Source organism: Geodermatophilus sp. SYSU D00705 (assembly GCF_054050135.1).
Map to the genome: position 1 here is coordinate 183,006 of NZ_JBJGYT010000004.1, position 21,106 is coordinate 204,111.

22 protein-coding genes are annotated in these 21,106 nt (G+C 73.1%); 4 read left to right on the forward strand and 18 right to left on the reverse strand.

Annotated elements, in window-relative coordinates:
- Positions 1-3 precede the first annotated feature (3 nt).
- Together ACI78Q_RS05080 and nucS are read right to left on the reverse strand one after the other, a co-directional pair.
- Complete coding sequence (locus tag ACI78Q_RS05080) at positions 4-1,785, reverse strand: 3-hydroxyacyl-CoA dehydrogenase family protein (protein WP_456922231.1); 1,782 nt, start codon at positions 1,783-1,785, stop codon at positions 4-6.
- 61 nt (positions 1,786-1,846) lie between these two features.
- Positions 1,847-2,518, reverse strand: a complete 672-nt coding sequence (nucS, locus tag ACI78Q_RS05085) for an endonuclease NucS (protein ID WP_456922232.1) — start codon at positions 2,516-2,518, stop codon at positions 1,847-1,849.
- 79 nt (positions 2,519-2,597) lie between these two features.
- On the opposite strand from nucS, the gene ACI78Q_RS05090 reads away from it, so the two are divergent.
- The gene (locus ACI78Q_RS05090) at positions 2,598-3,452 is read left to right on the forward strand and encodes a hypothetical protein (protein ID WP_456922233.1); all 855 of its coding nucleotides are present in this window, start codon (positions 2,598-2,600) and stop codon (positions 3,450-3,452) included.
- 73 nt (positions 3,453-3,525) lie between these two features.
- Here ACI78Q_RS05090 and ACI78Q_RS05095 read toward each other — a convergent pair whose 3' ends face one another.
- The 5 genes from ACI78Q_RS05095 to ACI78Q_RS05115 all read right to left on the reverse strand — a co-directional run bounded on the left by ACI78Q_RS05095 (position 3,526) and on the right by ACI78Q_RS05115 (position 8,272).
- Positions 3,526-4,059: a hypothetical protein gene (locus ACI78Q_RS05095; protein ID WP_456922234.1), complete on the reverse strand. Its 534-nt coding sequence runs from the start codon at positions 4,057-4,059 to the stop codon at positions 3,526-3,528.
- 424 nt (positions 4,060-4,483) lie between these two features.
- Positions 4,484-5,842 carry a dicarboxylate/amino acid:cation symporter gene (locus tag ACI78Q_RS05100; RefSeq protein ID WP_456922235.1) on the reverse strand — a complete coding sequence of 453 codons (1,359 nt, stop codon included), beginning with the start codon at positions 5,840-5,842 and terminating at the stop codon, positions 4,484-4,486.
- A gap of 232 nt (positions 5,843-6,074) precedes the next feature.
- Positions 6,075-6,203 carry a hypothetical protein gene (locus tag ACI78Q_RS05105; RefSeq protein ID WP_456922236.1) on the reverse strand — a complete coding sequence of 43 codons (129 nt, stop codon included), beginning with the start codon at positions 6,201-6,203 and terminating at the stop codon, positions 6,075-6,077.
- Between the two features lie 71 nt (positions 6,204-6,274).
- On the reverse strand, positions 6,275-7,048 hold the full coding sequence (locus ACI78Q_RS05110) for an enoyl-CoA hydratase-related protein (RefSeq protein ID WP_456922237.1): 774 nt from the start codon (positions 7,046-7,048) through the stop codon (positions 6,275-6,277).
- Between the two features lie 9 nt (positions 7,049-7,057).
- On the reverse strand, positions 7,058-8,272 hold the full coding sequence (locus ACI78Q_RS05115; RefSeq protein WP_456922238.1) for a diguanylate cyclase domain-containing protein: 1,215 nt from the start codon (positions 8,270-8,272) through the stop codon (positions 7,058-7,060).
- Between the two features lie 86 nt (positions 8,273-8,358).
- Between ACI78Q_RS05115 and ACI78Q_RS05120 the strand changes: the two genes are divergently transcribed.
- Positions 8,359-9,384, forward strand: a complete 1,026-nt coding sequence (locus tag ACI78Q_RS05120) for a Gfo/Idh/MocA family protein (protein WP_456922239.1) — start codon at positions 8,359-8,361, stop codon at positions 9,382-9,384.
- Here the strand turns inward: ACI78Q_RS05120 and ACI78Q_RS05125 are convergent.
- A complete protein-coding gene (locus ACI78Q_RS05125) occupies positions 9,374-11,392 on the reverse strand; it encodes a methylmalonyl-CoA mutase family protein (protein WP_456922240.1) in 2,019 nt (672 codons plus the stop codon). The genes ACI78Q_RS05120 and ACI78Q_RS05125 overlap by 11 nt on opposite strands.
- 95 nt (positions 11,393-11,487) lie before the next feature.
- Between ACI78Q_RS05125 and ACI78Q_RS05130 the strand changes: the two genes are divergently transcribed.
- Positions 11,488-11,808, forward strand: a complete 321-nt coding sequence (locus tag ACI78Q_RS05130; protein ID WP_456922241.1) for a hypothetical protein — start codon at positions 11,488-11,490, stop codon at positions 11,806-11,808.
- 28 nt (positions 11,809-11,836) lie between these two features.
- On the opposite strand, the gene murA is transcribed toward ACI78Q_RS05130, so the two are convergent.
- Positions 11,837-13,117 (reverse strand): UDP-N-acetylglucosamine 1-carboxyvinyltransferase, encoded by a 1,281-nt coding sequence (murA, locus tag ACI78Q_RS05135; RefSeq protein WP_456922242.1) that lies wholly within the window; start codon positions 13,115-13,117, stop codon positions 11,837-11,839.
- A 58-nt stretch (positions 13,118-13,175) separates the two neighbouring features.
- Between murA and ACI78Q_RS05140 the strand changes: the two genes are divergently transcribed.
- On the forward strand, positions 13,176-13,787 hold the full coding sequence (locus ACI78Q_RS05140) for a cob(I)yrinic acid a,c-diamide adenosyltransferase (protein ID WP_456922243.1): 612 nt from the start codon (positions 13,176-13,178) through the stop codon (positions 13,785-13,787).
- A gap of 13 nt (positions 13,788-13,800) precedes the next feature.
- Here the strand turns inward: ACI78Q_RS05140 and ACI78Q_RS05145 are convergent, their stop codons facing one another.
- From ACI78Q_RS05145 to atpE, 9 genes are all read right to left on the reverse strand, one after another.
- On the reverse strand, positions 13,801-14,202 hold the full coding sequence (locus ACI78Q_RS05145; protein WP_456922244.1) for a DUF2550 domain-containing protein: 402 nt from the start codon (positions 14,200-14,202) through the stop codon (positions 13,801-13,803).
- A gap of 39 nt (positions 14,203-14,241) precedes the next feature.
- Positions 14,242-14,631: a F0F1 ATP synthase subunit epsilon gene (locus ACI78Q_RS05150; protein ID WP_456922245.1), complete on the reverse strand. Its 390-nt coding sequence runs from the start codon at positions 14,629-14,631 to the stop codon at positions 14,242-14,244.
- Positions 14,632-14,817: 186 nt separating this feature from the next.
- Complete coding sequence (locus tag ACI78Q_RS05155) at positions 14,818-14,991, reverse strand: hypothetical protein (protein ID WP_456922246.1); 174 nt, start codon at positions 14,989-14,991, stop codon at positions 14,818-14,820.
- A 189-nt stretch (positions 14,992-15,180) separates the two neighbouring features.
- Positions 15,181-16,617, reverse strand: coding sequence for a F0F1 ATP synthase subunit beta (gene atpD / locus ACI78Q_RS05160; protein WP_456922247.1), 1,437 nt, complete (start codon positions 16,615-16,617; stop codon positions 15,181-15,183).
- Between the two features lie 72 nt (positions 16,618-16,689).
- Positions 16,690-17,661 carry a F0F1 ATP synthase subunit gamma gene (locus ACI78Q_RS05165; RefSeq protein ID WP_456922248.1) on the reverse strand — a complete coding sequence of 324 codons (972 nt, stop codon included), beginning with the start codon at positions 17,659-17,661 and terminating at the stop codon, positions 16,690-16,692.
- 2 nt (positions 17,662-17,663) lie between these two features.
- On the reverse strand, positions 17,664-19,301 hold the full coding sequence (gene atpA / locus ACI78Q_RS05170) for a F0F1 ATP synthase subunit alpha (RefSeq protein WP_456922249.1): 1,638 nt from the start codon (positions 19,299-19,301) through the stop codon (positions 17,664-17,666).
- 71 nt (positions 19,302-19,372) lie between these two features.
- A complete protein-coding gene (locus ACI78Q_RS05175) occupies positions 19,373-20,191 on the reverse strand; it encodes a F0F1 ATP synthase subunit delta (RefSeq protein WP_456922250.1) in 819 nt (272 codons plus the stop codon).
- Positions 20,191-20,769 carry a F0F1 ATP synthase subunit B gene (locus ACI78Q_RS05180; RefSeq protein ID WP_456922251.1) on the reverse strand — a complete coding sequence of 193 codons (579 nt, stop codon included), beginning with the start codon at positions 20,767-20,769 and terminating at the stop codon, positions 20,191-20,193. The genes ACI78Q_RS05175 and ACI78Q_RS05180 overlap by 1 nt, the downstream gene beginning before the upstream one ends.
- Before the next feature lie 49 nt (positions 20,770-20,818).
- A complete protein-coding gene (atpE, locus tag ACI78Q_RS05185) occupies positions 20,819-21,046 on the reverse strand; it encodes an ATP synthase F0 subunit C (protein WP_056288464.1) in 228 nt (75 codons plus the stop codon).
- Between the last annotated feature and the right edge of the window lie 60 nt (positions 21,047-21,106).

Below are 21,106 nucleotides of genomic sequence, written 5' to 3' on the forward strand. Positions count from 1 at the left end.
CGCTCAGTCCCGCGCGTGGTCCCGGAACCCGCGACCGGTCTTGCGGCCGAGGTAGCCGGCGGTGACCAGGTGCTCCAGCAGCGGGGCGGGGGCGAAACCGGGCTCGCGGAACTCGACGTAGAGCTCGCGCTCGATGGCCAGGGCGACGTCCAGACCCACGACGTCCAGCAGCTCGAAGGGGCCCATCGGGTAGCCGCAGCCGACCTTCATGGCCGCGTCGATGTCGTCGGCGGTCGCGTAGTGCGCCTCGAGCATCCGGACCGCGTCGTTGAGGTACGGGAACAGCAGCGCGTTGACGATGAAGCCGGCCCGGTCGGTGCAGGCGACCGGGTGCTTGCCCAGCGTCTGCGAGACCGCGTGGGCGGTGGCCGCGACGTCGGGCGCGGTGGCGATCGTGGAGACGACCTCCACCAGCTTCATGACCGGGGCGGGGTTGAAGAAGTGCAGGCCGACGACGTCGGCCGGGCGGCCGCTGGCCTGGGCGCACTCGATGACCGGGAGGCTGGAGGTCGTCGTGGCCAGCACCGCCCCGGGCTTGCAGATCTCGCCGAGGTTGGCGAACAGCGCCCGCTTGACGCCGAGGTGCTCGACCACGGCCTCGATGACCAGGTCGACGTCGGCGAGGTCGTCCAGCGACGCGCTGCCGGTGACCCGGCCCAGCGCCTCGTCGCGGGCGGACTCCTCCAGCCGGCCGCGGACGACCTGCTTGTCCAGCGAGCGGCCCAGGGCGGCCTGCACCGCCTCCACCTTGTCCAGGGTGCGGGCGACGAAGACGACCTCGTGACCGGCCTTGGCGGCCACCTCCACGATGCCGGTCGCCATCGTGCCCGAGCCGACGACACCGACCCGGCGCACCGCCCGGGCGCCCGCGCCGGCGGCACCCTCGGCCGGCGTGAGGGCGTCGGGGACGACCTGGGCGGAGTCCCGGTCGGCGTAGGTGTAGAAGCCGCGGCCGGTCTTCCGGCCCAGCAGCCCCGCGGTCATCATCTGCTTGATGATCGGGGCGGGCGCGTGCAGCCGGTTGCGCGACTGCTTGTACATGGTGTCGAGGATCTCGTAGGCGGTGTCGATGCCGATGAGGTCCATCAGCGCCAGCGGGCCCATGGGCAGGCCGCAGCCCAGCCGCATGGCTGCGTCGATGTCCTCGCGGCTGGCGTAGTGGTTCTCGTACATCGACACGGCGTGGTTGAGGTAGCCGAACAGCAGCGCGTTGGCGATGAACCCGGCCTTGTCGCCGATGGTGACGTCGACCTTGCCCAGCCGCGTGGCCAGGGCCTCGACGTCCTCCACCACCGACGGCTCGGTGACGACGGTGCGCACGACCTCGACCAGCTTCATGACCGGCGCCGGGTTGAAGAAGTGCATGCCGATGACCTTGCTCGGCCGGCCGGTGGCCACGGAGATCTCGGTGACCGACAGGCTGGAGGTGTTGGTCGCCAGGATGGTGTCCGGGAGGCAGATCTTGTCCAGCTTCCCGAAGATCTCGCACTTGAGGTCCATGCGCTCGGGCACGGCCTCGACCACCAGCTCCGCGTGCGCGAGGTCCTCCAGCGAGGTGCTGAACCGGATCCGCTCCACGATCGCGTCGCGCTCGGCCGGGTCCAGCTTGCCGCGCTGCACCGCGCGTCCGGTGGAGTGCTCCAGGTGCTCTCGCCCACGGGCCACGGCCGCGTCGTCGACGTCCACGGCGGTCACCGACAGGCCCGCCCGGGCGAGCACCTCGGCGATCCCGGCACCCATGGTGCCCAGCCCGACGACACCGACCTCGTTCAGTTCCCTGGCCACGCTGCCAAGGTAGCGGAGTCTCTCGGTGACGCTTCCCGCGCTCGGGCGACTCCGCTCGCCGCTAGAACAGGCGCTGCGACGGGTCGTCGGTGCCCTTCAAGACGGCGTAGTCGACGGTGAGGCAGTCGATGCCGCGGTCGCCGGCGAGCACCCGTGCCTGCGGCTTGATCTCCTGGGCGGCGAACACGCCGCGGACCGGCGCGAGCAGCGGGTCGCGGTTGAGCAGCTCCAGGTAGCGGGTCAGCTGCTCGACGCCGTCGATCTCCCCTCGCCGCTTGACCTCGACGGCGACGGTGGCGCCGTCGGCGTCCCGGCAGAGCAGGTCCACCGGGCCGATCGCGGTCGGGTACTCGCGCCGGACCAGCGACCAGCCGGCCCCGAAGGTCTCCACGTGCAGCGCCAGCAGCCGCTGCAGCTCCGCCTCGACGCCGTCCTTCTGCAGGCCCGGGTCGATGCCCAGCTCGTGCGAGGAGTCGTGCTCGACCGACTCGATGGTGATGACCAGCTGCTCGCCGGCCTTGTTCGTGACCGTCCAGGTGCCCGACCCGTCAGTCAGCTCCTCCTTGAGCGAGCACGGCGGCGTCATCCAGTTCAGCGGCTTGTAGGCGCGGTCGTCGGCGTGCACCGACACCGAGCCGTCCGCCTTGACCAGCAGGAGGCGGGACGCCATCGGGAGATGGGCGGTGAGCCGCCCGATGTAGTCGACCGAGCAACGGGCGATGACCAGGCGCACGGGGTCCGACGGTACCGAACCGGCAACGACGGGTCGCCGGACCGGGGCGGGCAGGGCGCCGCACGGCATCCTGGCGGGCGTGACCAGAGCCCTGCCCGTCGCCCTGGCCCTGCTCCTCCTGCTGTGCGCGTGCGCCCAGCGAGGGGGCGACACGCACGCCCCCCAGGCCCCGGCCGCCGGCGACCCGGGCCGGCCCGTGCTGCTGGTCGAGCACGTGGGCGGCTTCGTGACGCCGGAGCTGCTGGCCGGGCGGCTGCCGCTGGTCGCCGTGTACGCCGACGGGCGGGTGCTCACCCAGGGCCCCGTGCCGGCGATCTACCCCGGGCCGGCGCTCCCCAACGTGCAGGTCTGGCAGCTGGACGCCGACGGCGTGCGGACCGTGGTCGACCGCGCCGTGGCCGCCGGGGTCCCCGAGACCGGCGATCTGGGCAGCCCGCCGGTCGCCGACGCCCCGGCGACCCGCTTCACGCTGGTCACCGAGGAGGGCCCGTCGGTCCGCGAGGTCCAGGCCCTCTTCGAGCTGCCCGACGACGGCGGCCTCACCCTGGAGCAGCGCGCCGTCCGCGGTGAGCTGATGGGCCTGATCGACGTCCTGAACTCGCCGGACGCGTCGTTGGGCGCCGCGGGTCCGGAGCCCTTCGTGCCGGCCGCGGTCGCCGCGGTGGCGACCGAGTACACCGCCGCCCCGGAGCCGGAGCTGGTCCAGCCGGAGTCGACCTGGCCCGGCCCGGCACTTCCGGGCGAGTGGCTGGAGGAGCGGCTCGGGCTCTCGTGCGTGGTCGCCCGCGGCGCGGAGGCCGACGCCGTCCTCGAGGCGGCGGGCCGGGCCAACGCCCTCACGCCGTGGCTGGCCGCCGACGGCAGCCGTTGGGCGCTCACCCTGCGCCCGCTGCTGCCGCACGAGACCGGCTGCGCCGACCTCCAGCAGCACTGACGCGACCGGCGTGGCCTCGACCCCATCCTCCGGATGGGGTCGAGGCGCCGCTGCAGTGCACCAGAGGGCGGCTTCAGTCCTCGTTCGTGATGACCAGGTTCACGCCGTTGTCCGGGTGATAGGACCACGTGTAGGTCAGACCGTCATGCTCGGCGTCCCGCGAACCCATCATCGCCGTGGTGTGGTCGATTGATGAAACGATCGACTCGGGCGTGCCGAGGTCGTTCAGGACGCACGCCACGCCGGCGACGCTGGTGTACTTGCTTCGGGTGTCGATGATGATGCTGTCCCCGCCGTCCCCGAGTTCGACGGTGTTGTCCTCGTCTCGGCTCACACAGGTTCCATAAGCATCGGACAGCCGGGAGTCAGCCGCAGCAGCCGAAGCAGCCGCGGCTGCGGCGTCCGCTGCTGCCTGGTCCGACTCCGCGGCGCTGTGACCAAGCGTGTAGCCGACGGCACCACTACCGCCGATCACGAAGATCAGAGCGCCGACTCCGGCCCAGAGCCGCCAGCTCTTGACGATCGAGTGCGTGGCGCGCGCCGTAGATGGGGGTTCCTCATGAGACGGAGCGGCTCGGCCGCCCGGCTGAGGCACAGGATCAGTCATCGGTTCCAACGAAACTCCCCGCAGCAGGTGCAGAACTTTCCTGACCGTGATCGGCCGGATTCGACCGGTTCTTCAACAGCCGGGGTCACGATCTCGTAAAGCGTCCGGACTCTCGGGTCGCGTGCCATCCCGCCCGACGGTGTGACTGGCGACCATCCGGAAGTTCTGCGGAGTGGCCATGACGCGATCCGGGCCCACCGCGCCACCCCTCGAGCCACGACGCGGCGTCGGTCGAGCGGGAGGACTTGAGCTCCGTGCAGAACGCAGGCTCGAAGGGCATGAGTCGGAGTCGGCCGCCGGAGCGCGGAGTCATGAGCGCCTTCATGGCCCGGACCGGTCGGCTCTCGGCCCGTCGAGTACCCGTGGATGACGGCGGCCCGGCCCTCCAGGCGGAGGACCGGGCCGGCCGGCAGTGCGGGTGTGCTCAGACGGTGGCGGGCTCGCGGAGGTCGACGTCCACACCGCCGCGCTCGTCGGCGGGGGCCAGCGGGTCGGTCGTCGACGTCGACCGGTAGCGCTCGACGTCGAGGATGCCCTCGCGCTTGGCCACGATCGTCGGCACGAGCGCCTGGCCGGCCACGTTCACCGCGGTGCGGCCCATGTCGAGGATCGGGTCGATCGCCAGCAGCAGGCCGACGCCGGCCAGCGGCAGGCCCAGCGTGGAGAGGGTCAGCGTCAGCATGACCACCGCGCCGGTGACCCCGGCGGTGGCCGCCGAGCCGATGACGGAGACCAGCGCGATCAGCAGGTAGTCGGTGATCGACAGGTCCACCCCGAAGAACTGCGCGACGAAGATCGCCGCCAGCGCCGGGTAGATCGCCGCGCAGCCGTCCATCTTCGTGGTCGCGCCCAGCGGGACGGCGAAGGACGCATAGGAGCGCGGGACGCCCAGGTTCTGCTCGGTCACCCGCTCGGTCACCGGCAGCGTGCCGATCGAGGACCGGGAGACGAAGGCCAGCTGGATGGCCGGCCAGGCACCGGCGAAGTACCGCAGCGGCGAGAGGCCGTGCAGCCGCAGCAGCACCGGGTAGACGACGAACAGCACCAGCGCGAGGCCGGCGTAGACGGCACCGGCGAAGACGCCCAGCGAGCCGAGGGACTCCCAGCCGTAGGTGGCGACGGCGTTGCCGATCAGGCCGACGGTGCCCAGCGGGGCGAGCAGGATCACCCACCACAGCACCTTCTGCACGATCGCGAGCGCGGAGCGGACCAGGCCGAGGAACGGCTCGGCCGGCTCGCCGACCTTGAGCGCGGCGATGCCGACGGCGGCCGCGATGACGATCAGCTGCAGCACGTTGAACGACAGCCCGATCGTCCCGTCGTCGGCCGGGGCGGCCTGGAGACCGAAGACGTTGCCGGGGACGATGCCGTTGAGGAAGTCCCACCACGAGCCGGTGGTGCCGGGGTCGGTCTGCGCCGCCGCGTCGACGGAGCTGTTGCGGCCGGGCTCGGTGAGCAGGCCGAGACCGATGCCGATGGAGACGGCGATCAGCGCCGTGACGGCGAACCACAGCAGGGTCTGGCCGGCCAGGCGGGCGGCGTTGGAGACCTGCTTGAGGTTGGCGATGCTGACGATCACCGCGGTGACGATCAGCGGCGGGACCAGGGTCTTCAGCAGCGTCACGAAGGTGGAGCCGACGGTCTGGAGGGTGCTGGTCAGCCAGTTGGGGGTGCCGTCGGCGACGGGGCCGAGGTCTCGGGCGACGAGCCCGAGGGCGATGCCGAGCACGAGGCCCAGGAGGACCTGCGCCGCGAACGGGACGCGGCGGAGACGAGCGAGCACGGGAGAGTGCCTTCCGGGGAGTTCGAGAGAGGACGACGGGGGCGCGGGATGCGCACTCAGCCGTCGGCCGTCATCCGCCCGAAGTCGAGCGCGCGCCGCCGGGTCAGGCCCCACACGTTGCGCACGCAGGGGTCAAGGCGCCGCGCGCTCCGCACCATCCCCGGTGTGTCCGGACTCACCGCGTGCGGCGTCACCTCCCTGTCTCCCGGGAGGTGACGCCGGCGCTCTCGCGTCAGACGTCGCTGTCGCGGTCCTCGGGCTTCTTCGACGTCTCGACCTCGGTCTCGGTGAGCGGGGCGTCGCTCTGCTCGTCCATCCCGCCCCCCTCGACCTCGGCGTGCTCGGGGGTCTGCTCACTCATGCGCTGGTCCTGCCCTTCCCCGCTGGACGTGGTGGCCGCGCCTCCACCCCGAGCCGGGAGGACCGCACACGTCAGTCGGGCCAGACGGGGCGGCGCTTCTCCAGGAAGGAGGTCATGCCCTCCACGGCGCCGGGCAGCTGGCTGGCCGAGGCCATGACCTCCACCGCGGTCGCGTAGGCGTCCCGCTCCGGGCGGTCCAGCTGGGCGTACATCGTCTGCTTGCCCCACGCCTTGCTGGCCCGCGAGCCGCGGGTGGCGCGCTCCACCAGGTCGGCGACGGCGTCGTCGAGCTCGGCGTCGGGCACCACCCGGTTGACCAGCCCCCAGTCCAGCGCCGTCCGCGCGTCGATGACGTCGCCGGTGAGCGCCAGCTCCATCGCCCGCTTGCGGCCCACGTTGCGGGCGATCGCCACCATCGGCGTGTGGCAGAACCAGCCGCCCTTGCCGCCGGGAGCGGCGAAGCCGGCCGACTCCGCCGCGACGGCGAGGTCGCAGGAGGCGACCAGCTGGCAGCCGGCCGCGGTGGCCAAGGCGTGCACGCGGGCCAGCACGACCTGCGGCACGTCCTGGAGCGTCTGCATGAGCTCGGTGCACAGCTGCAGCAGGCTGCGCACCTCGGTCACCGGCCGGCCGGCGACGTCGGCGAAGTCGTGCCCGGCGCTGAACACCGGCCCCTCGGCGGCCAGCACGATGCCGGCCGCGTCGCTCTCCCCCACCTCGGTGACCGCGGCCAGCAGCTGACCGAGGTGCTCGCGGGACAGCGCGTTGCGCTTGGCCGGGCGGCACATCGTGATGGTGACGACGTCGCCGTCGCGGGCGACCCGGGGCGCACCCTCAGCACTCATGAGCCGACGCTAGCGGACCTCGACCGGCGAGGTGCCGCCGTGCAACCGCCCGCGGCCGCGCTCCTTGGCCCCGTACATGGCGAGGTCCGCCGCCTGCAGGACGTCCTCGAACGCCGTCCCCGGCTCCGCCACGGCCAGCCCGATGCTGGCCGAGACCCGGACGCTGCGCCGGCCGACCTCCACCTCGTCGACCAGCGCGGCCGCCAGGCGCTCGCCGACCGCTGCCGCCGTCTCGCGGTCCAGGCCGGGCAGGACGGCGGCGAACTCGTCCCCGCCGAGCCGGCCGACCACCGCGTCCGGCACCTCCTCCAGCTGGTCGCGGAGGCGGTCGGCGAGCCGGACGAGCAGCTGGTCCCCCACCGCGTGGCCGCCGCGGTCGTTGACCTCCTTGAAGCGGTCGACGTCGATGAACAGCACCGCGCCGCCCCCGGCCAGGGCCGCCCGCCCGGCGTCGAGCAGGTGGGCGCGGTTGGCCAGCCCGGTGAGCGGGTCCTGCCGCGCCACCCGCGTCATGGCCCGGCGCCACCCGTCGGCCTCGGCGGCCACGGTGGTCAGCCGGTCGACGGTCTCGGTCAGCGCCAGCTGCTGCCCGGCGTCCGCGTCGGGCGTCAGGTCGCGGACCGCGGCCGCGAGCAGGTCGAGGACGTCCTCCAGCGGGGCGCCGGTCGCGACGGCCTCCAGCACCCGGCCCTGCAGGGCGAGCAGCCGGGCGTCCCAGCGGTGGGCGGCCACCTGGCGGCGCAGGGAGAGGACGCTGCGCACCAGGCGCACCTGGATCTCCAGGACGTCGAGGTCGTCGCCGGAGAAGCTGCGGACGTCGTCGTCGAAGACGCCGAGCGAGCCGAGCACGAAGCCGTCCTCGTCGATCAGGGGGACACCGAGGTAGGACCGGATCGCGCCGGCCGCCACCGCCGGGTTCTCGGCGAACACGGGGTGGGCGAGCGCGTCGGGCACCTCGAGGGGCTCCCGCATGGCCACCACGTAGGCGCAGAACGACAGCTCGTCGGGGACGGTGGAGAACGGCGCGCCGACCCCGATCTCGGCGGGGAAGCACTGCAGGTCCGGGCCGACGAGGTTGATCACCGCGATCGGCGCGTGCAGCGCGCGGGCCGTGTAGGCCACGACCGCGTCGAGGTCGGCGTCCCCGGCGTGGCCACCGAGCCGGTAGCTGGCGAGGGCGGCCAGCCGGTCGGGGTCGGCGACGGCGGGGCAGGAGCTCAGCACGCGCGGCACCGTAGCGGGTGTCGGTCACGTCTTGTGCGTGCCGCGGTACGCCCGGTCTCGGAACCGGTGCAGGGCATGATCGGCCCATGGATCCCGTGCGCTTCGGACTGGTGGGGTACGGCTTCGGCGGCCGGTACTTCCACGCGCCCCTGCTGGCCGCCGCCCCCGAGTGCGACCTGCTGGGCGTGGTCACCACCTCGGCCGAGCGGCGGGCGCAGGTGGCCGCCGAGCACCCGGGCCTGCGCACCTTCGCCTCGCTGGCGGAGCTGGCCGACGCCGGTGCCGAGGCCGTGGCCGTCTCGACCCCGGCCGGCACCCACACCGCGCTGACCGAGGAGGCGCTGCGGCTCGGGCTGGCCGTGGTGTGCGACAAGCCGTTCGCGCTCGACGCGGAGGCCGCCCGCGGCACCGTGCGGCTGGCCGAGGAGCTCGGCCTCCCCCTGGCGCCGTACCAGAACCGCCGCTGGGACTCCGACTTCCGCACCGTCCGGGCGCTCGTCGACGCCGGCCGGCTGGGCACCGTCACCCGCTTCGAGTCGCGGTTCGAGCGGTTCGCCCCCGAGCCGGGCCCGCCCGCGGCCGGCGGCGGCACGCTGCTGGACTTCGGCAGCCACCTGGTCGACCAGGCGCTGGTGCTCCTCGGCCCGGTGACCGGCGTCTACGCCGAGTGGCGGCGGCGCGACAGCGGTCTGGACGACGACGTCTTCGTCGCGCTCACCCACGCCGGTGGCGCCCGCTCCCACCTGTGGGGCAGCTGGAGCCAGGGGGCGCCCGGTGACCGCTTCCGGGTGGCCGGCACCGAGGGCGCCTACGTCGTCGGCGGACCGATGGACGGGCAGGAGGGGCTGCTGCTGGCCGGCCAGACCCCGGCGACCCTCGGCGACCGCTGGGGCGCCGAGCCGCAGGAGCGCTGGGGCCGGCTGCGCCGCGGGGACGACGCCGAGACGGTGCCCACCGAGCGCGGGCGCTGGGACACCTTCTACCCGGCCTTCGCCGCCGCCGTCCGGGGGCAGGGGCCGGTGCCGGTCGACCCGCGGGACGCCGTGGCCACCGCCACCGTGCTGGACGCCGCCCGCCGCAGCGCCACCGACGGCGCCGTCGTCACGCCGTAGGGGCCGGCACCGCCCGGTCCAGCCCGTTCGCCGCCCGCACCACGTCGACGATCTGGCCCATGATGTCGGTCAGCCCGACGTCCTTGGGGGTGAAGACCCGGGCGACGCCCTGCTCCCGCAGCCGCCGGGCGTCGCCGTCGGGCACGATCCCGCCGACCACGACCGGGACGTCGTCCAACCCGGCGTCGCGCAGTCCCTGCAGCACCGCAGGCACGACCTGCAGGTGCGAGCCGGACAGCACCGACAGGCCGACGACGTGCACGTCCTCCTCGACCGCGGCGGAGACGATCTGCGCCGGGGTGAGCCGGATGCCCTGGTAGACGACCTCGAAGCCGGCGTCCCGGGCCCGGACGGCGATCTGCTCGGCACCGTTGGAGTGCCCGTCCAGCCCCGGCTTGCCGACGAGCAGGCGCAGCCGGCCGCCGAGCTCCTCCCCCGTGACCCGGACCCGCTCGCGGACCCCGGCCAGCGTCGCGTCCGCCGCCCCGCCGGTGGCCGCGGCGACGCCGGTGGGTGCCCGGTACTCGCCGAACACCTCGCGGAGCACGCCGGCCCACTCCCCCGTCGTCACGCCGGCGCGGGCGCACTCCAGGGTCGCCGGCACGAGGTTCTCCGCGCCGCCTGCGGCGACGCGCAGCGCGTCCAGCGCGCGCCGGACCGGCTCGGGGTCGCGGTCGGCCCGCCACTGTCGGACCGACGCGTAGGCCGCCGCCTCCACCGCCGGGTCGACGGTCTGGATCGCGGTGTCGAGGTCGGCCAGCAGCGGGTTGGGCTCGGTGCCCTCGAAGCGGTTGACCCCGACGACGACGTCCTCGCCGCTCTCGATCCGCCGCCGCCGCTGCGCCAGCGAGGCCACCAGCCGGCCCTTCATGTAGCCGGACTCGACGGCCGCGACCGCGCCGCCCATCTCCTGCACCCGCGCCATCTCCGCGCGGGCGCCCTCGACGAGCTCGGCGACCTTCCGCTCGACGACCACCGAGCCGGTGAAGAGGTCCTCGTACTCCAGCAGGTCGGTCTCGTAGGCCAGCACCTGCTGCAGCCGCAGCGACCACTGCTGGTCCCAGGGGCGGGGCAGGCCCAGCGCCTCGTTCCACGCCGGCAGCTGGACCGCCCGGGCGCGCGCGTCGCGGGACAGCGTCACCGCCAGCATCTCCAGGACGATCCGCTGCACGTTGTTCTCCGGCTGCGCCTCGGTCAGGCCCAGCGAGTTGACCTGCACGCCGTAGCGGAACCGGCGGTGCGCGGGGTCCTGGACGCCGTAGCGCTCGCGGGTCAGCTCGTCCCAGAGCTCGGTGAACGCGCGCATCTTGCACATCTCCTCGACGAAGCGCACGCCCGCGTTGACGAAGAAGGAGATGCGCGCGACCACCTCGCCGAAGCGCTCCGGCGGCACCTGCCCGGAGTCGCGCACCGAGTCGAGGACGGCGACGGCGGTGCTCATCGCGTAGGCGATCTCCTGCACCGGCGTCGCACCCGCCTCCTGCAGGTGGTAGCTGCAGATGTTGACCGGGTTCCACCGCGGCAGCGCCGAGACGGTGTAGGCGACCATGTCGGTGGTCAGCCGCAGACTCGGCCCCGGGGGGAACACGTACGTCCCCCGCGACAGGTACTCCTTGATGATGTCGTTCTGCGTCGTCCCGGCCAGCTGCGCGACGTCGGCCCCCTGCTCCTCCGCCACCACCTGGTAGAGCGCGAGCAGCCACATCGCGGTCGCGTTGATCGTCATCGACGTGTTCATCTCGCCGAGCGGGATCCCGTCGAACAGCGCACGCATGTCGCCGAGGTGCGTCACCGGGACGCCGACCTTGCCGACCTCACCGACCGCGAGCTCGTCGTCCGGGTCGTAGCCGGTCTGCGTGGGCAGGTCGAACGCCACCGACAGCCCGGTCTGTCCCTTCGCCAGGTTCCGCCGGTACAGCGCGTTGGACTCCGCCGGCGAGGAGTGCCCGGCGTAGGTGCGCATGACCCAGGGGCGGTCGCGCTCGTCCGGCGTGTGCGGGAAGGGCATGCCCGCGGAGTGTAGGACGGTTACCGGTCGGTAGCAGGACCCCCTCCGGAGGGCTCCGGTGGCACACTCGCAGGGCACGAGGGAGGAGGTCGCCGATGCCGATCGGGGCGGGCAGCAGCCTGCACTTCCTGGTGGGTCCGGCGATCGCGTTCGCCGTCATGGCCCTGCTCGCGCTGTTCCTGCGCTGGGCGTTCGGCTCCGACGACCGTCGCCGTCCCCCGCCGGACGACGGCCTGCTCGCGCTCGTCGCCACCCTGTCCACGCGGGAGTCCGCGCTGGCGCTGCGCGCCGTCCTCTCCGACGCCGGGATCCGCTCGACGATCCGCCTCCCCGCCGCCCACCGCGCCGAGGTGCTCGTCTTCCCCGAGGACGCCGACCGGGCCCGCCGGCTGGCCAGCTCGTTCCCCGCGGGCTGAGGACAGCCCTGGTCGAGCGAGGGCCCTCTCAGTCCGGGCGCTGCACCCGCTCGATCTGGACGCCGAGCCCACGCAGCTGCTCGACGAAGTCGGGGTAGCCGCGGTCGACGTGGTGCACGTCCTGGACCTCGGTGACGCCGTCGGAGACCAGCCCGGCCAGCACCAGCCCGGCGCCGGCCCGGATGTCGGTGGCCAGCACCGGGGCGCTGGAGAGCCGCTCCCGGCCGCGGACGACGGCGTGGTGCCCGTCGATGCGCACCGAGGCGCCCAGCCGCACCAGCTCGTTGACGAACATGAACCGGCCCTCGAACACGTTCTCGGTGATCAGCGCGGTGCCGGTGGAGACCGACGCCAGCGCCACCGCCATCGGCTGCAGGTCGGTCGGGAAGCCCGGGTACGGCAGCGTGACGACGTCGACGCAGCGCGGCCGCCCGTCCATCGCCACGCGCAGCCCGCCGTCCAGCGGCTCGACGTGCGCGCCGGCATCGGCGAGCTTGTCCAGGGCGACGGTGAGGTGGTCGGCCACGGCCCGCTCGATCACGACGTCCCCGCGGGTCATGACCGCGCCGATCGCCCAGGTGCCGGCCACGATCCGGTCGGGCACGGTCGTGTAGGTGACCGGCTTGAGGGTGGAGACGCCCTCGACGGTGATGGTGGAGGTGCCGGCGCCGTCGATGACCGCGCCCATCGCGGTGAGCATCGCGCACAGGTCGGCGATCTCCGGCTCGCGGGCGGCGTTGTCGATCACCGTGGTGCCCTCGGCGAGGACGGCGGCCATCACGAGGTTCTCCGTGGCCCCGACCGAGGGGAAGTCCAGCCAGATGCTCGTGCCGGTCAGCCGCGGAGCGGTCGCGACGAGGAAGCCGTGCTCGCTCTCGATGGTGGCGCCCAGCCGCTCCAGGCCGGAGATGTGCATGTCCAGCCCGCGGGAGCCGATGGCGTCACCGCCGGGCAGCGCGACCTTCGCCGACCCGCAGCGGGCCACCAGCGGGCCCAGCACGCTGATCGAGGCGCGCATCTTGCGCACCAGGTCGTAGTCGGTCTCGGTGGCCGGCTCCTCCGGCACGTCGACGACGACCCGGCCGCCGCCCCCGCCGTGCGGGTGGCGCTCGTAGGTGACGTCGCAGCCCAGGCGCCGCAGCACCTCGCTCATGATCGCCACGTCGAGGATGTCGGGGACCTCCTCGATGGTGGTCCGCCCGGACGCCAGCAGCGCAGCGGCCATGAGCTTGAGGGCACTGTTCTTCGCACCGGTCACCCGGACCTGGCCCCGCAGAGCCGTGCCGCCGGTGACCTCGAAGCACTCCACCCGACCACCCTACGGCGCGCCGGGAACCCGCCGACGGCAGCGCCTAGGCTGCGCAGGCATGACCGTTCGGCTGACCCGCATCTACACGAAGACCGGTGACGCCGGGCAGACCCACCTCGGCGACATGAGCCGCGTGGCGAAGACCGACGCGCGCCTCGTGGCCTACGCCGACGTCGACGAGGCCAACAGCGTGCTCGGTGTCGCCCTGGCACTCGGCTCGCCCCCCGCGGAGCTGGCCGACCTGCTGCGCAGCGTGCAGAACGACCTGTTCGACGTGGGCGCCGACCTGTGCACGCCGATCGCCCCGGACCCGGAGTTCCCGCCGCTGCGGGTCACCGCCGCCTACACCGAGCGGCTCGAGGCGGCCTGCGACACGTACAACGAGACCCTGCCCAAGCTGGCCAGCTTCATCCTCCCCGGCGGCACGCCGCTGGCCGCGCTGCTGCACCAGGCCCGGGTGGTCACCCGGCGCGCGGAGCGCAGCGTGTGGGCGCTGCTGGAGGCCGACGCCGACCGCACCAACGCCGAGACGGCCCGCTACCTGAACCGGCTGTCGGATCTGCTGTTCATCCTGGCGCGGGTGGCCAACCCCGGCGGCGACGTGCTGTGGGAGCCGGGCGCGCACAGTGGCGCCCACGCCCAGCGGGAAGCGTCCACCCCCGAGCACTGATCCCGGGCCGCGCTCAGCGGACGGGCGGGGCGGACTCCACCCAGGAGAGGAAGCCGGTCACCGTCGAGGGGTCCATCGCCAGCTCCCGGCGTCCCGCGGCGGTGACGCAGGAGAGGACGACGACGTCCGGCGGCAGTGCGACGTCCTCGGGGCCGGCGCCGCGGCGTCCCTCGACCAGGAACTCGGCGCGGCACAGCCGTTGCTGGGGCCGCACCGACAGCGACAGCGCGCGATACCAGAGCAGCGCGTCCCCGCCGTACCAGGCCACGCCCACGGACCAGCGCGACGACCCGCCCGGACGCAGCCACATGGTGACCGCGCCCAGGCCGGAGAGCAGGAACCGGCGGCGCAGCAGGAAGGCGACCACCACCACGACGAGGAGCAGCCCGGCCAGGACCAGCAGTGCGGTGGTCATCCTGCCGGCAGGCTCATCGGGGTGCCGGTCGGCCGGGCCTCAGGCTTCCTGACCGGCGGCCCGCAGGCGCGACTGGGCGCGGCGGGCAGCGGCCAGGGCCTCGGGGTCGTCGCCGGCGCCCTCGGCGCGGCGCAGCGCCTCACGGGCACGCTCGACGTCGATCTCGGAGGAGATCTCCGCGGTCTCGGCGAGGATGGACACGCCCCGGTCGGTCACCGACAGGAAGCCGCCGTGCGCGGCCACGACCATGTCCTGGCCCTCGGTGGTCCGGATGCGGACCACGCCGCCGGGCGCGAGCTCCCCGAGCAGCGGCGCGTGGCCGGGCAGGACACCCAGCTCGCCCTCCGTGGTGCGCGCGATGACCATGCTGGCCTCGCCCGACCAGATCATCCGCTCGACGGCCACCAACTCGACCTGCAGGGTCGCCACGACACTCCTCGGGGTCCACCGCCGGGCGGTGCGGGGTCGCCTCGTCCGGGTGGACACGGCGACGGTTCGGGCCCCACTCTATCGGCCCGGATGCCCGGGCCTCCCGGCGATCCCCGGGACCACCCCTTCGGGCCACGCCGGGACCCGACCGGCACGGGAGCCGGCGGTGACAGCGCGACCGGGGCGTCAGGCGGCGCGGCGGTACAGCAGCGTCCAGCGACCGACGCGGACCCACGGACGGCGCACGGTGGACGCCGGCGCCCACCGCTCGGTGACGAAGTGCCGGCCGCCGATGTACGGGACCGCCGCCGAGGGTGGCCAGCTCCAGTCGGCGCCGTCCGGCCTGCTCGTCCCGTCCACTGTCGTCTCCTGCACCCCGCCCGGACCGTCCGGGACCCCTGCTCGGGTGATCGGCACGGAGCCTGCCGCGCTTGAGACCCGCGCACCAGGGCTCTTCGTCACGTCCCGGCGACACCGCCCGGGCCCGGGACGCGGAACGGCCGGGCCCCCAGCGGGGACCCGGCCGTTCCGGCGGGCTGGGTGCGGAACTCAGCCCTTCTTGAGCTTGTCGGCGTTGCGCTCGAGGTCCTCGAGGCCACCGCACATGAAGAACGCCTGCTCGGGGACGTGGTCGTACTCGCCCTCGGTCAGCGCCTTGAACGCCTGCAGCGTCTCCGCCAGCGGGACGAAGGACCCCGGCTGACCGGTGAACGCCTCCGCCACGAACATGTTCTGCGAGAGGAACCGCTCGATGCGCCGGGCCCGGTTGACGGTGACCTTGTCCTCCTCACCGAGCTCGTCGATGCCGAGGATGGCGATGATGTCCTGCAGCTCCTGGTAGCGCTGCAGGATCCGCTGCACCTCACGGGCGATCGTGTAGTGCTCCTGGCCCACGTACTGCGGGTCGAGGATCCGGCTGGTGGAGTCCAGCGGGTCCACGGCCGGGTAGATGCCCTTCTCCGAGATCGGCCGGGAGAGCACCGTCGTCGCGTCGAGGTGGGCGAACGTGGTGTGCGGCGCAGGGTCGGTGATGTCGTCGGCGGGCACGTAGATCGCCTGCATCGAGGTGATCGAGTGGCCGCGGGTCGAGGTGATCCGCTCCTGCAGCTCGCCCATCTCGTCGGCCAGGGTGGGCTGGTAACCCACCGCGGACGGCATGCGGCCGAGCAGCGTGGAGACCTCGGACCCGGCCTGCGTGAACCGGAAGATGTTGTCGATGAAGAGCAGGACGTCCTGGTTCTTCTCGTCGCGGAAGTACTCCGCCATCGTCAGGGCCGACAGCGCGACCCGCAGGCGGGTGCCCGGCGGCTCGTCCATCTGGCCGAAGACCAGCGCGGTCGAGTTGATGACGCCGGACTCGGTCATCTCCGTGATGAGGTCGTTGCCCTCACGGGTGCGCTCGCCGACGCCGGCGAACACCGACACGCCACCGAACTCCTGGGCGACGCGGCGGATCATCTCCTGGATGAGCACCGTCTTGCCCACGCCGGCGCCGCCGAACAGGCCGATCTTCCCGCCGGCCACGTAGGGCGTGAGCAGGTCGATGACCTTGATGCCGGTCTCCAGCATCTCGGTGCGGCCCTCGAGCTGGTCGAACCGCGGCGCGTGCCGGTGGATCTCCCAGCGGTCGGCGTCGCGGCCGTAGCCCGGCTCGTCCAGGCACTCGCCGAGGGCGTTCCAGACGTGGCCGGTGGTCACGTCGCCGACGGGCACCGAGATCGCCGCACCGGTGTCCCGGACCTCGGCGCCGCGGATCAGGCCGTCGGTCGGCTGCATCGAGATGGTGCGGACCACGTTGTCACCCAGGTGCTGGGCGACCTCGAGGGTCAGCGTCTTGCCCAGGTCGGCGAGGGTGACCTCCACCTTCAGGGCGTTGAACAGGTCGGGCATCGCGTCGCGCGGGAACTCGACGTCGACGACCGGGCCGGTGACCCGGACGACGCGGCCGGTCGTCTGGGTGGTCGGACGGTCCTCGGTGACGGTCATCTGTACTGCTCTCCTGCCCTCGGGCTCGGTTGGATCCGCGTCGTGGGTGTCCCCGCCGTGGCGGGGACGGGGTCAGTCGTCGGCGCCGGCCGACACGAGCGCGTCGGCGCCGCCGACGATCTCGCTGATCTCCTGGGTGATCTCGGCCTGGCGGGCCTGGTTGGCCTGCCGCGAGAGGTTCTTCGCCAGTTCCTCGGCGTTGTCCGACGCCGACTTCATCGCCCGCCGCCGGGATGCCGACTCCGACGCCGCGGACTCGAGCATCGCCGCGAAGATCCGCGTCGTCACGTACTTCGGCAGCAGGGCGTCGAGCAGGGCCTCGGCCGACGGCTCGAACTCGTACGAGGTCGGGACGCCGCTGTCGCCGGTGATCCCGTGCTCGCGGTCTTCCCGCTCGTAGTCGAACTCCTCGACCTCCTCGACCTCCAGCGGGGCCATCCGCTTGGCGACCGGGACCTGGGAGAGCAGCGAGCGGAACTCGGTGTAGACGATGTGCAGCTCGTCGACCCCGAGGATGCCGTCGGCGCCGGCACCGGTCTCGTCGTCGTCCTCACCGGCGGTGAAGGCGGTGATGAGCGCCTCCCCCACGCGCTGGGCGTCGGTGTAGTTCGGCTGCTCGGAGAAACCGGTGAAGGTGTCGGCCATCTCGCGGTTGCGGAAGGAGTAGTAGGTCTCCCCCTTCCGGCCGACCACGTACAGCAGCGGCTGCTTGCCCTCCTGGCGGAGCAGCGACAGCAGCTCCTCGGTGCGGCGCAGGACGTTGACGTTGTACGAGCCGGCGAACCCGCGGTCGGAGGTGATCACGAGGACCGCGGCCCGGCGCGCGTTCTGCCGCTCGGTGAGCAGCGGGTGGTCCAGCGACGCCGAGGAGGCCAGCGCCGACAGGACCCGCGTGATCTCCCGGGCGTAGGGCTTGGACGCCTCCACCCGGGCCTGGGCACGCACGATGCGGGCACCGGCGATCAGCTCCTGCGCCGAGAAGATCTTCTTCGTCGACTGCGTGGAGCGGATGCGGCGCCGCAGCGCGCGGAGGTTGCCGGCCACGGTCAGCTGCCCCGCTTGACCTGGACGCGCTCCTGGCCGCGCTCGGACGCGTCCATCGCCTCGGCCTCGGGCTCGTTGATGTGCAGGGTGCCGCCGTCGGAGGTCTGGAACTGCCGGTAGAACTCCTCGACCGCGGCCTCCAGGCTGCGGACCGCGTCGTCGCCCAGCGCCTTGGTCTGGCGGATCTCGTCGTAGATGCCGTTGTCACCGCGACCGATGAAGTCGAGGAACTCGGACTCGAAGCGGCGGACCTCCGGCACCGGGACCTTGTCCAGCTTGCCGGTGGTGCCCAGCCAGATGGAGACGACCTCGCGCTCGACGGGGTAGGGCTGGTACTGGCCCTGCTTGAGCAGCTCGACCAGACGCTGACCGCGGTCCAGGGTGGCCCGGCTGGAGGCGTCGAGGTCCGAGGAGAACGAGGCGAAGGCCTCGAGCTCGCGGTACTGGGCCAGGTCCAGCCGCAGGCGGCCGGCGACGGACTTCATCGCCTTGATCTGCGCCGAGCCACCGACGCGGGACACCGAGATGCCGACGTTGATGGCCGGGCGGACGCCGGAGTTGAACAGACCCGTCTCGAGGAAGATCTGCCCGTCGGTGATCGAGATGACGTTGGTCGGGATGTACGCCGACACGTCGTTGCCCTTGGTCTCGATCAGCGGCAGGCCGGTCATCGAGCCGGCACCGAGCTCGTCGGAGAGCTTGGCGCAGCGCTCGAGCAGCCGGGAGTGCAAGTAGAAGACGTCGCCGGGGTAGGCCTCGCGGCCCGGCGGACGGCGCAGCAGGAGGGACACCGCGCGGTAGGCCTCGGCCTGCTTGGACAGGTCGTCGAAGACGATCAGGACGTGCTTGCCCTCGTACATCCAGTGCTGGCCGATGGCCGAGCCGGTGTAGGGGGCGATGTACTTGAAGCCCGCGGCCTCCGACGCCGGCGCGGCGACGATGGTCGTGTACTCCATCGCGCCGGCCTCCTCGAGGGCGGCGCGGATGGCGGCGATCGTGGAGCCCTTCTGGCCGACCGCGACGTAGATGCAGCGGACCTGCTGCTTCGGGTCGCCGGTGGCCCAGGCCTGCTTCTGGTTGATGATCGTGTCGGTGACGATCGCCGTCTTTCCGGTCTGGCGGTCACCGATGACCAGCTGCCGCTGGCCGCGGCCGATCGGCGTCATGGCGTCGATGGCCTTGATGCCGGTCTGCATCGGCTCGTGCACCGACTGCCGCTGCACCACGGTGGGGGCCTGGAGCTCGAGGGCGCGACGGCCGGTGGTGGCGATCGGGCCGGCGCCGTCGATCGGGTTGCCCAGCGGGTCGACGACGCGACCGAGGTAGCCGTCGCCGACCGGCACCGAGAGCACCTCGCCGGTGCGGCGGACCTGCTGGCCCTCCTCGATGCCGGCGTAGTCGCCGAGCACGACCACGCCGACCTCGCGCACGTCGAGGTTCAGGGCCAGGCCGCGGACGCCGCTCTCGAACTCGAGCAGCTCGTTGGTCATGACCGAGGGCAGGCCCTCGACCCGGGCGATGCCGTCGCCGGCCTCGGTGACGATCCCGACCTCTTCCCGGGACACGTCCGGGGTGTAGTCGGTGACGTAAGTCTGGATGGCACTGCGGATCTCGTCTGCGGAGATCGTCAGCTCGGCCATGGTCTGCGTCCTCTTCCCTGCTGGGGTGGTGTCTGTCTGCTGGACTGGGGGCTGCGGAGTGACGACGCCGGTCAGCCGACCAGCCGTCGGCCGGCGGCCTCGAGGCGGTGGGTGATGCTGCCGTCGATGACCTCGTCACCGACCCGGACCACCAGGCCACCGAGGACGGCGGGGTCCACGGTCACCTGCAGCCCCATCGCCCGGCCGTAGAGGCGGCTGAGCACGTCGGTCAGTCGGCGCTCCTGCGCGACGGTGAGCGGGACGGCGGTGGTCACGCGGGCCACGGAGTGGCCACGACGGCCGGAGGCCACCTCGGAGAGCCGCTCGACGACCGTCGCGGCGTTGCCGACGTTGCGGCCGGTGAGGTGGTTGCGCAGCAGCAGGACGGTGATCGGGCTGACCCGCCCGGCCAGCAGCCGCTCGACGAGGGCGCTCTTCCCCTCGGCCGGGGCCGAGCGGTCGCTGAGGATGCGGGAGAGCTCGGCGTCCCCGCCGATGATCCGGCCGAAGCGGAAGAGCTCGTCCTCCACGCCGTCCAGCTCGCCCCGCGCGGCGGCCGCGTCCAGCGCCGCCTCCGTCGCGACGGTCTCGGTGGCCTCGACCAGGTCCAGCGGCCGCGACCAGCGCTGCCGGGCGACGGTCTCCACCACGTCGACGGCGGCCTCGGAGACCTTGCCGCCGAGGAGCCGGCGGGCCAGGCCCGCCCGCTCCGCCGGCGAGCCGGACGGGTCCGACAGCGCCCGGCGCAGCCCGATCTGACCGTCGAGCAGGCGGGCCACGGCGAACAGCTCGTCGGCCAGGCCGACGAGGGCGTTCCCGGTGGCGCCGCTGGTCCGGTCGGTCAGGCGCTCGCGCACCTGCGCGAGCGCCGCCCGGCTGGAGGCGTCCATCAGCGGTTGCCCTCCGGCGCGTACACCGAGCTGCCGGTGCGCCCGTCGGGCGAACCGGCGGCCATGCCGTCGAGCTGGTCGAGGAACCGGTCGACGGTGCCGCGGCGACGCGCGTCGTCCTCCAGGGACTCCCCGACCACGCGGCCGGCCAGGTCGACGGCGAGCGCGCCGATGTGGCCACGCAGCTCGTTGACGACCTGCTGACGGGACGCCGCCAGCTGCTCCTCGCCACGGGCCAGGATCCGCGCGGACTCCTGCTGGGCCTGGGCCCGCAGCTCCTCGAGGATCTGCTGGCCCTCGGCGCGCGCCTGGTCGCGGATCTGCGCCGCCTCGGTGCGGGCCTCGGCCAGCTGCGCCCGGTACTGCTCCAGCGCCGTCTTGGCCTCGACCTGCATGGCCTCGGCCCGCTCGATGCCGCCCTCGATCGCCTCGCGGCGGGCCCGGAAGACCTGCTCGAAGCGCGGGGCGACGTACTTCGCGAACACGAAGAAGACGAGCGCGAAGGCGATCAACCCGACGACGATCTCGCCCACGGGCGGGAGGAGCGGGTTGTGTGATTCCGCAGCCAGGATGCTCATGATCTGCACGTCCCTACGTCAGCGGTGTCCGAACCGGTGAGGCCCGGGGTCACTGACCGAAGATGAAGGGGACGACCAGGCCGATCAGCGCCAGCGCCTCGGAGAGGGCGGCGCCGAGGAAGGCGTAGGTCCGGGTCAGGCCGGCGGACTCGGGCTGCCGGGCGGTCGCCTGGATGTAGGCGGCCCAGACGATGCCCACGCCGATGCCGGGGCCGATGGCGGCGAGGCCGTAACCAACCGAGCCGATGCTGCCGGTCAGTTCTGCCAGAACGTCCATTGCTGAGGATTCCTCCTGTGTCGGTCGCCCGGGTCGTCCCGGGCGGCTGGCGGGGGTGGA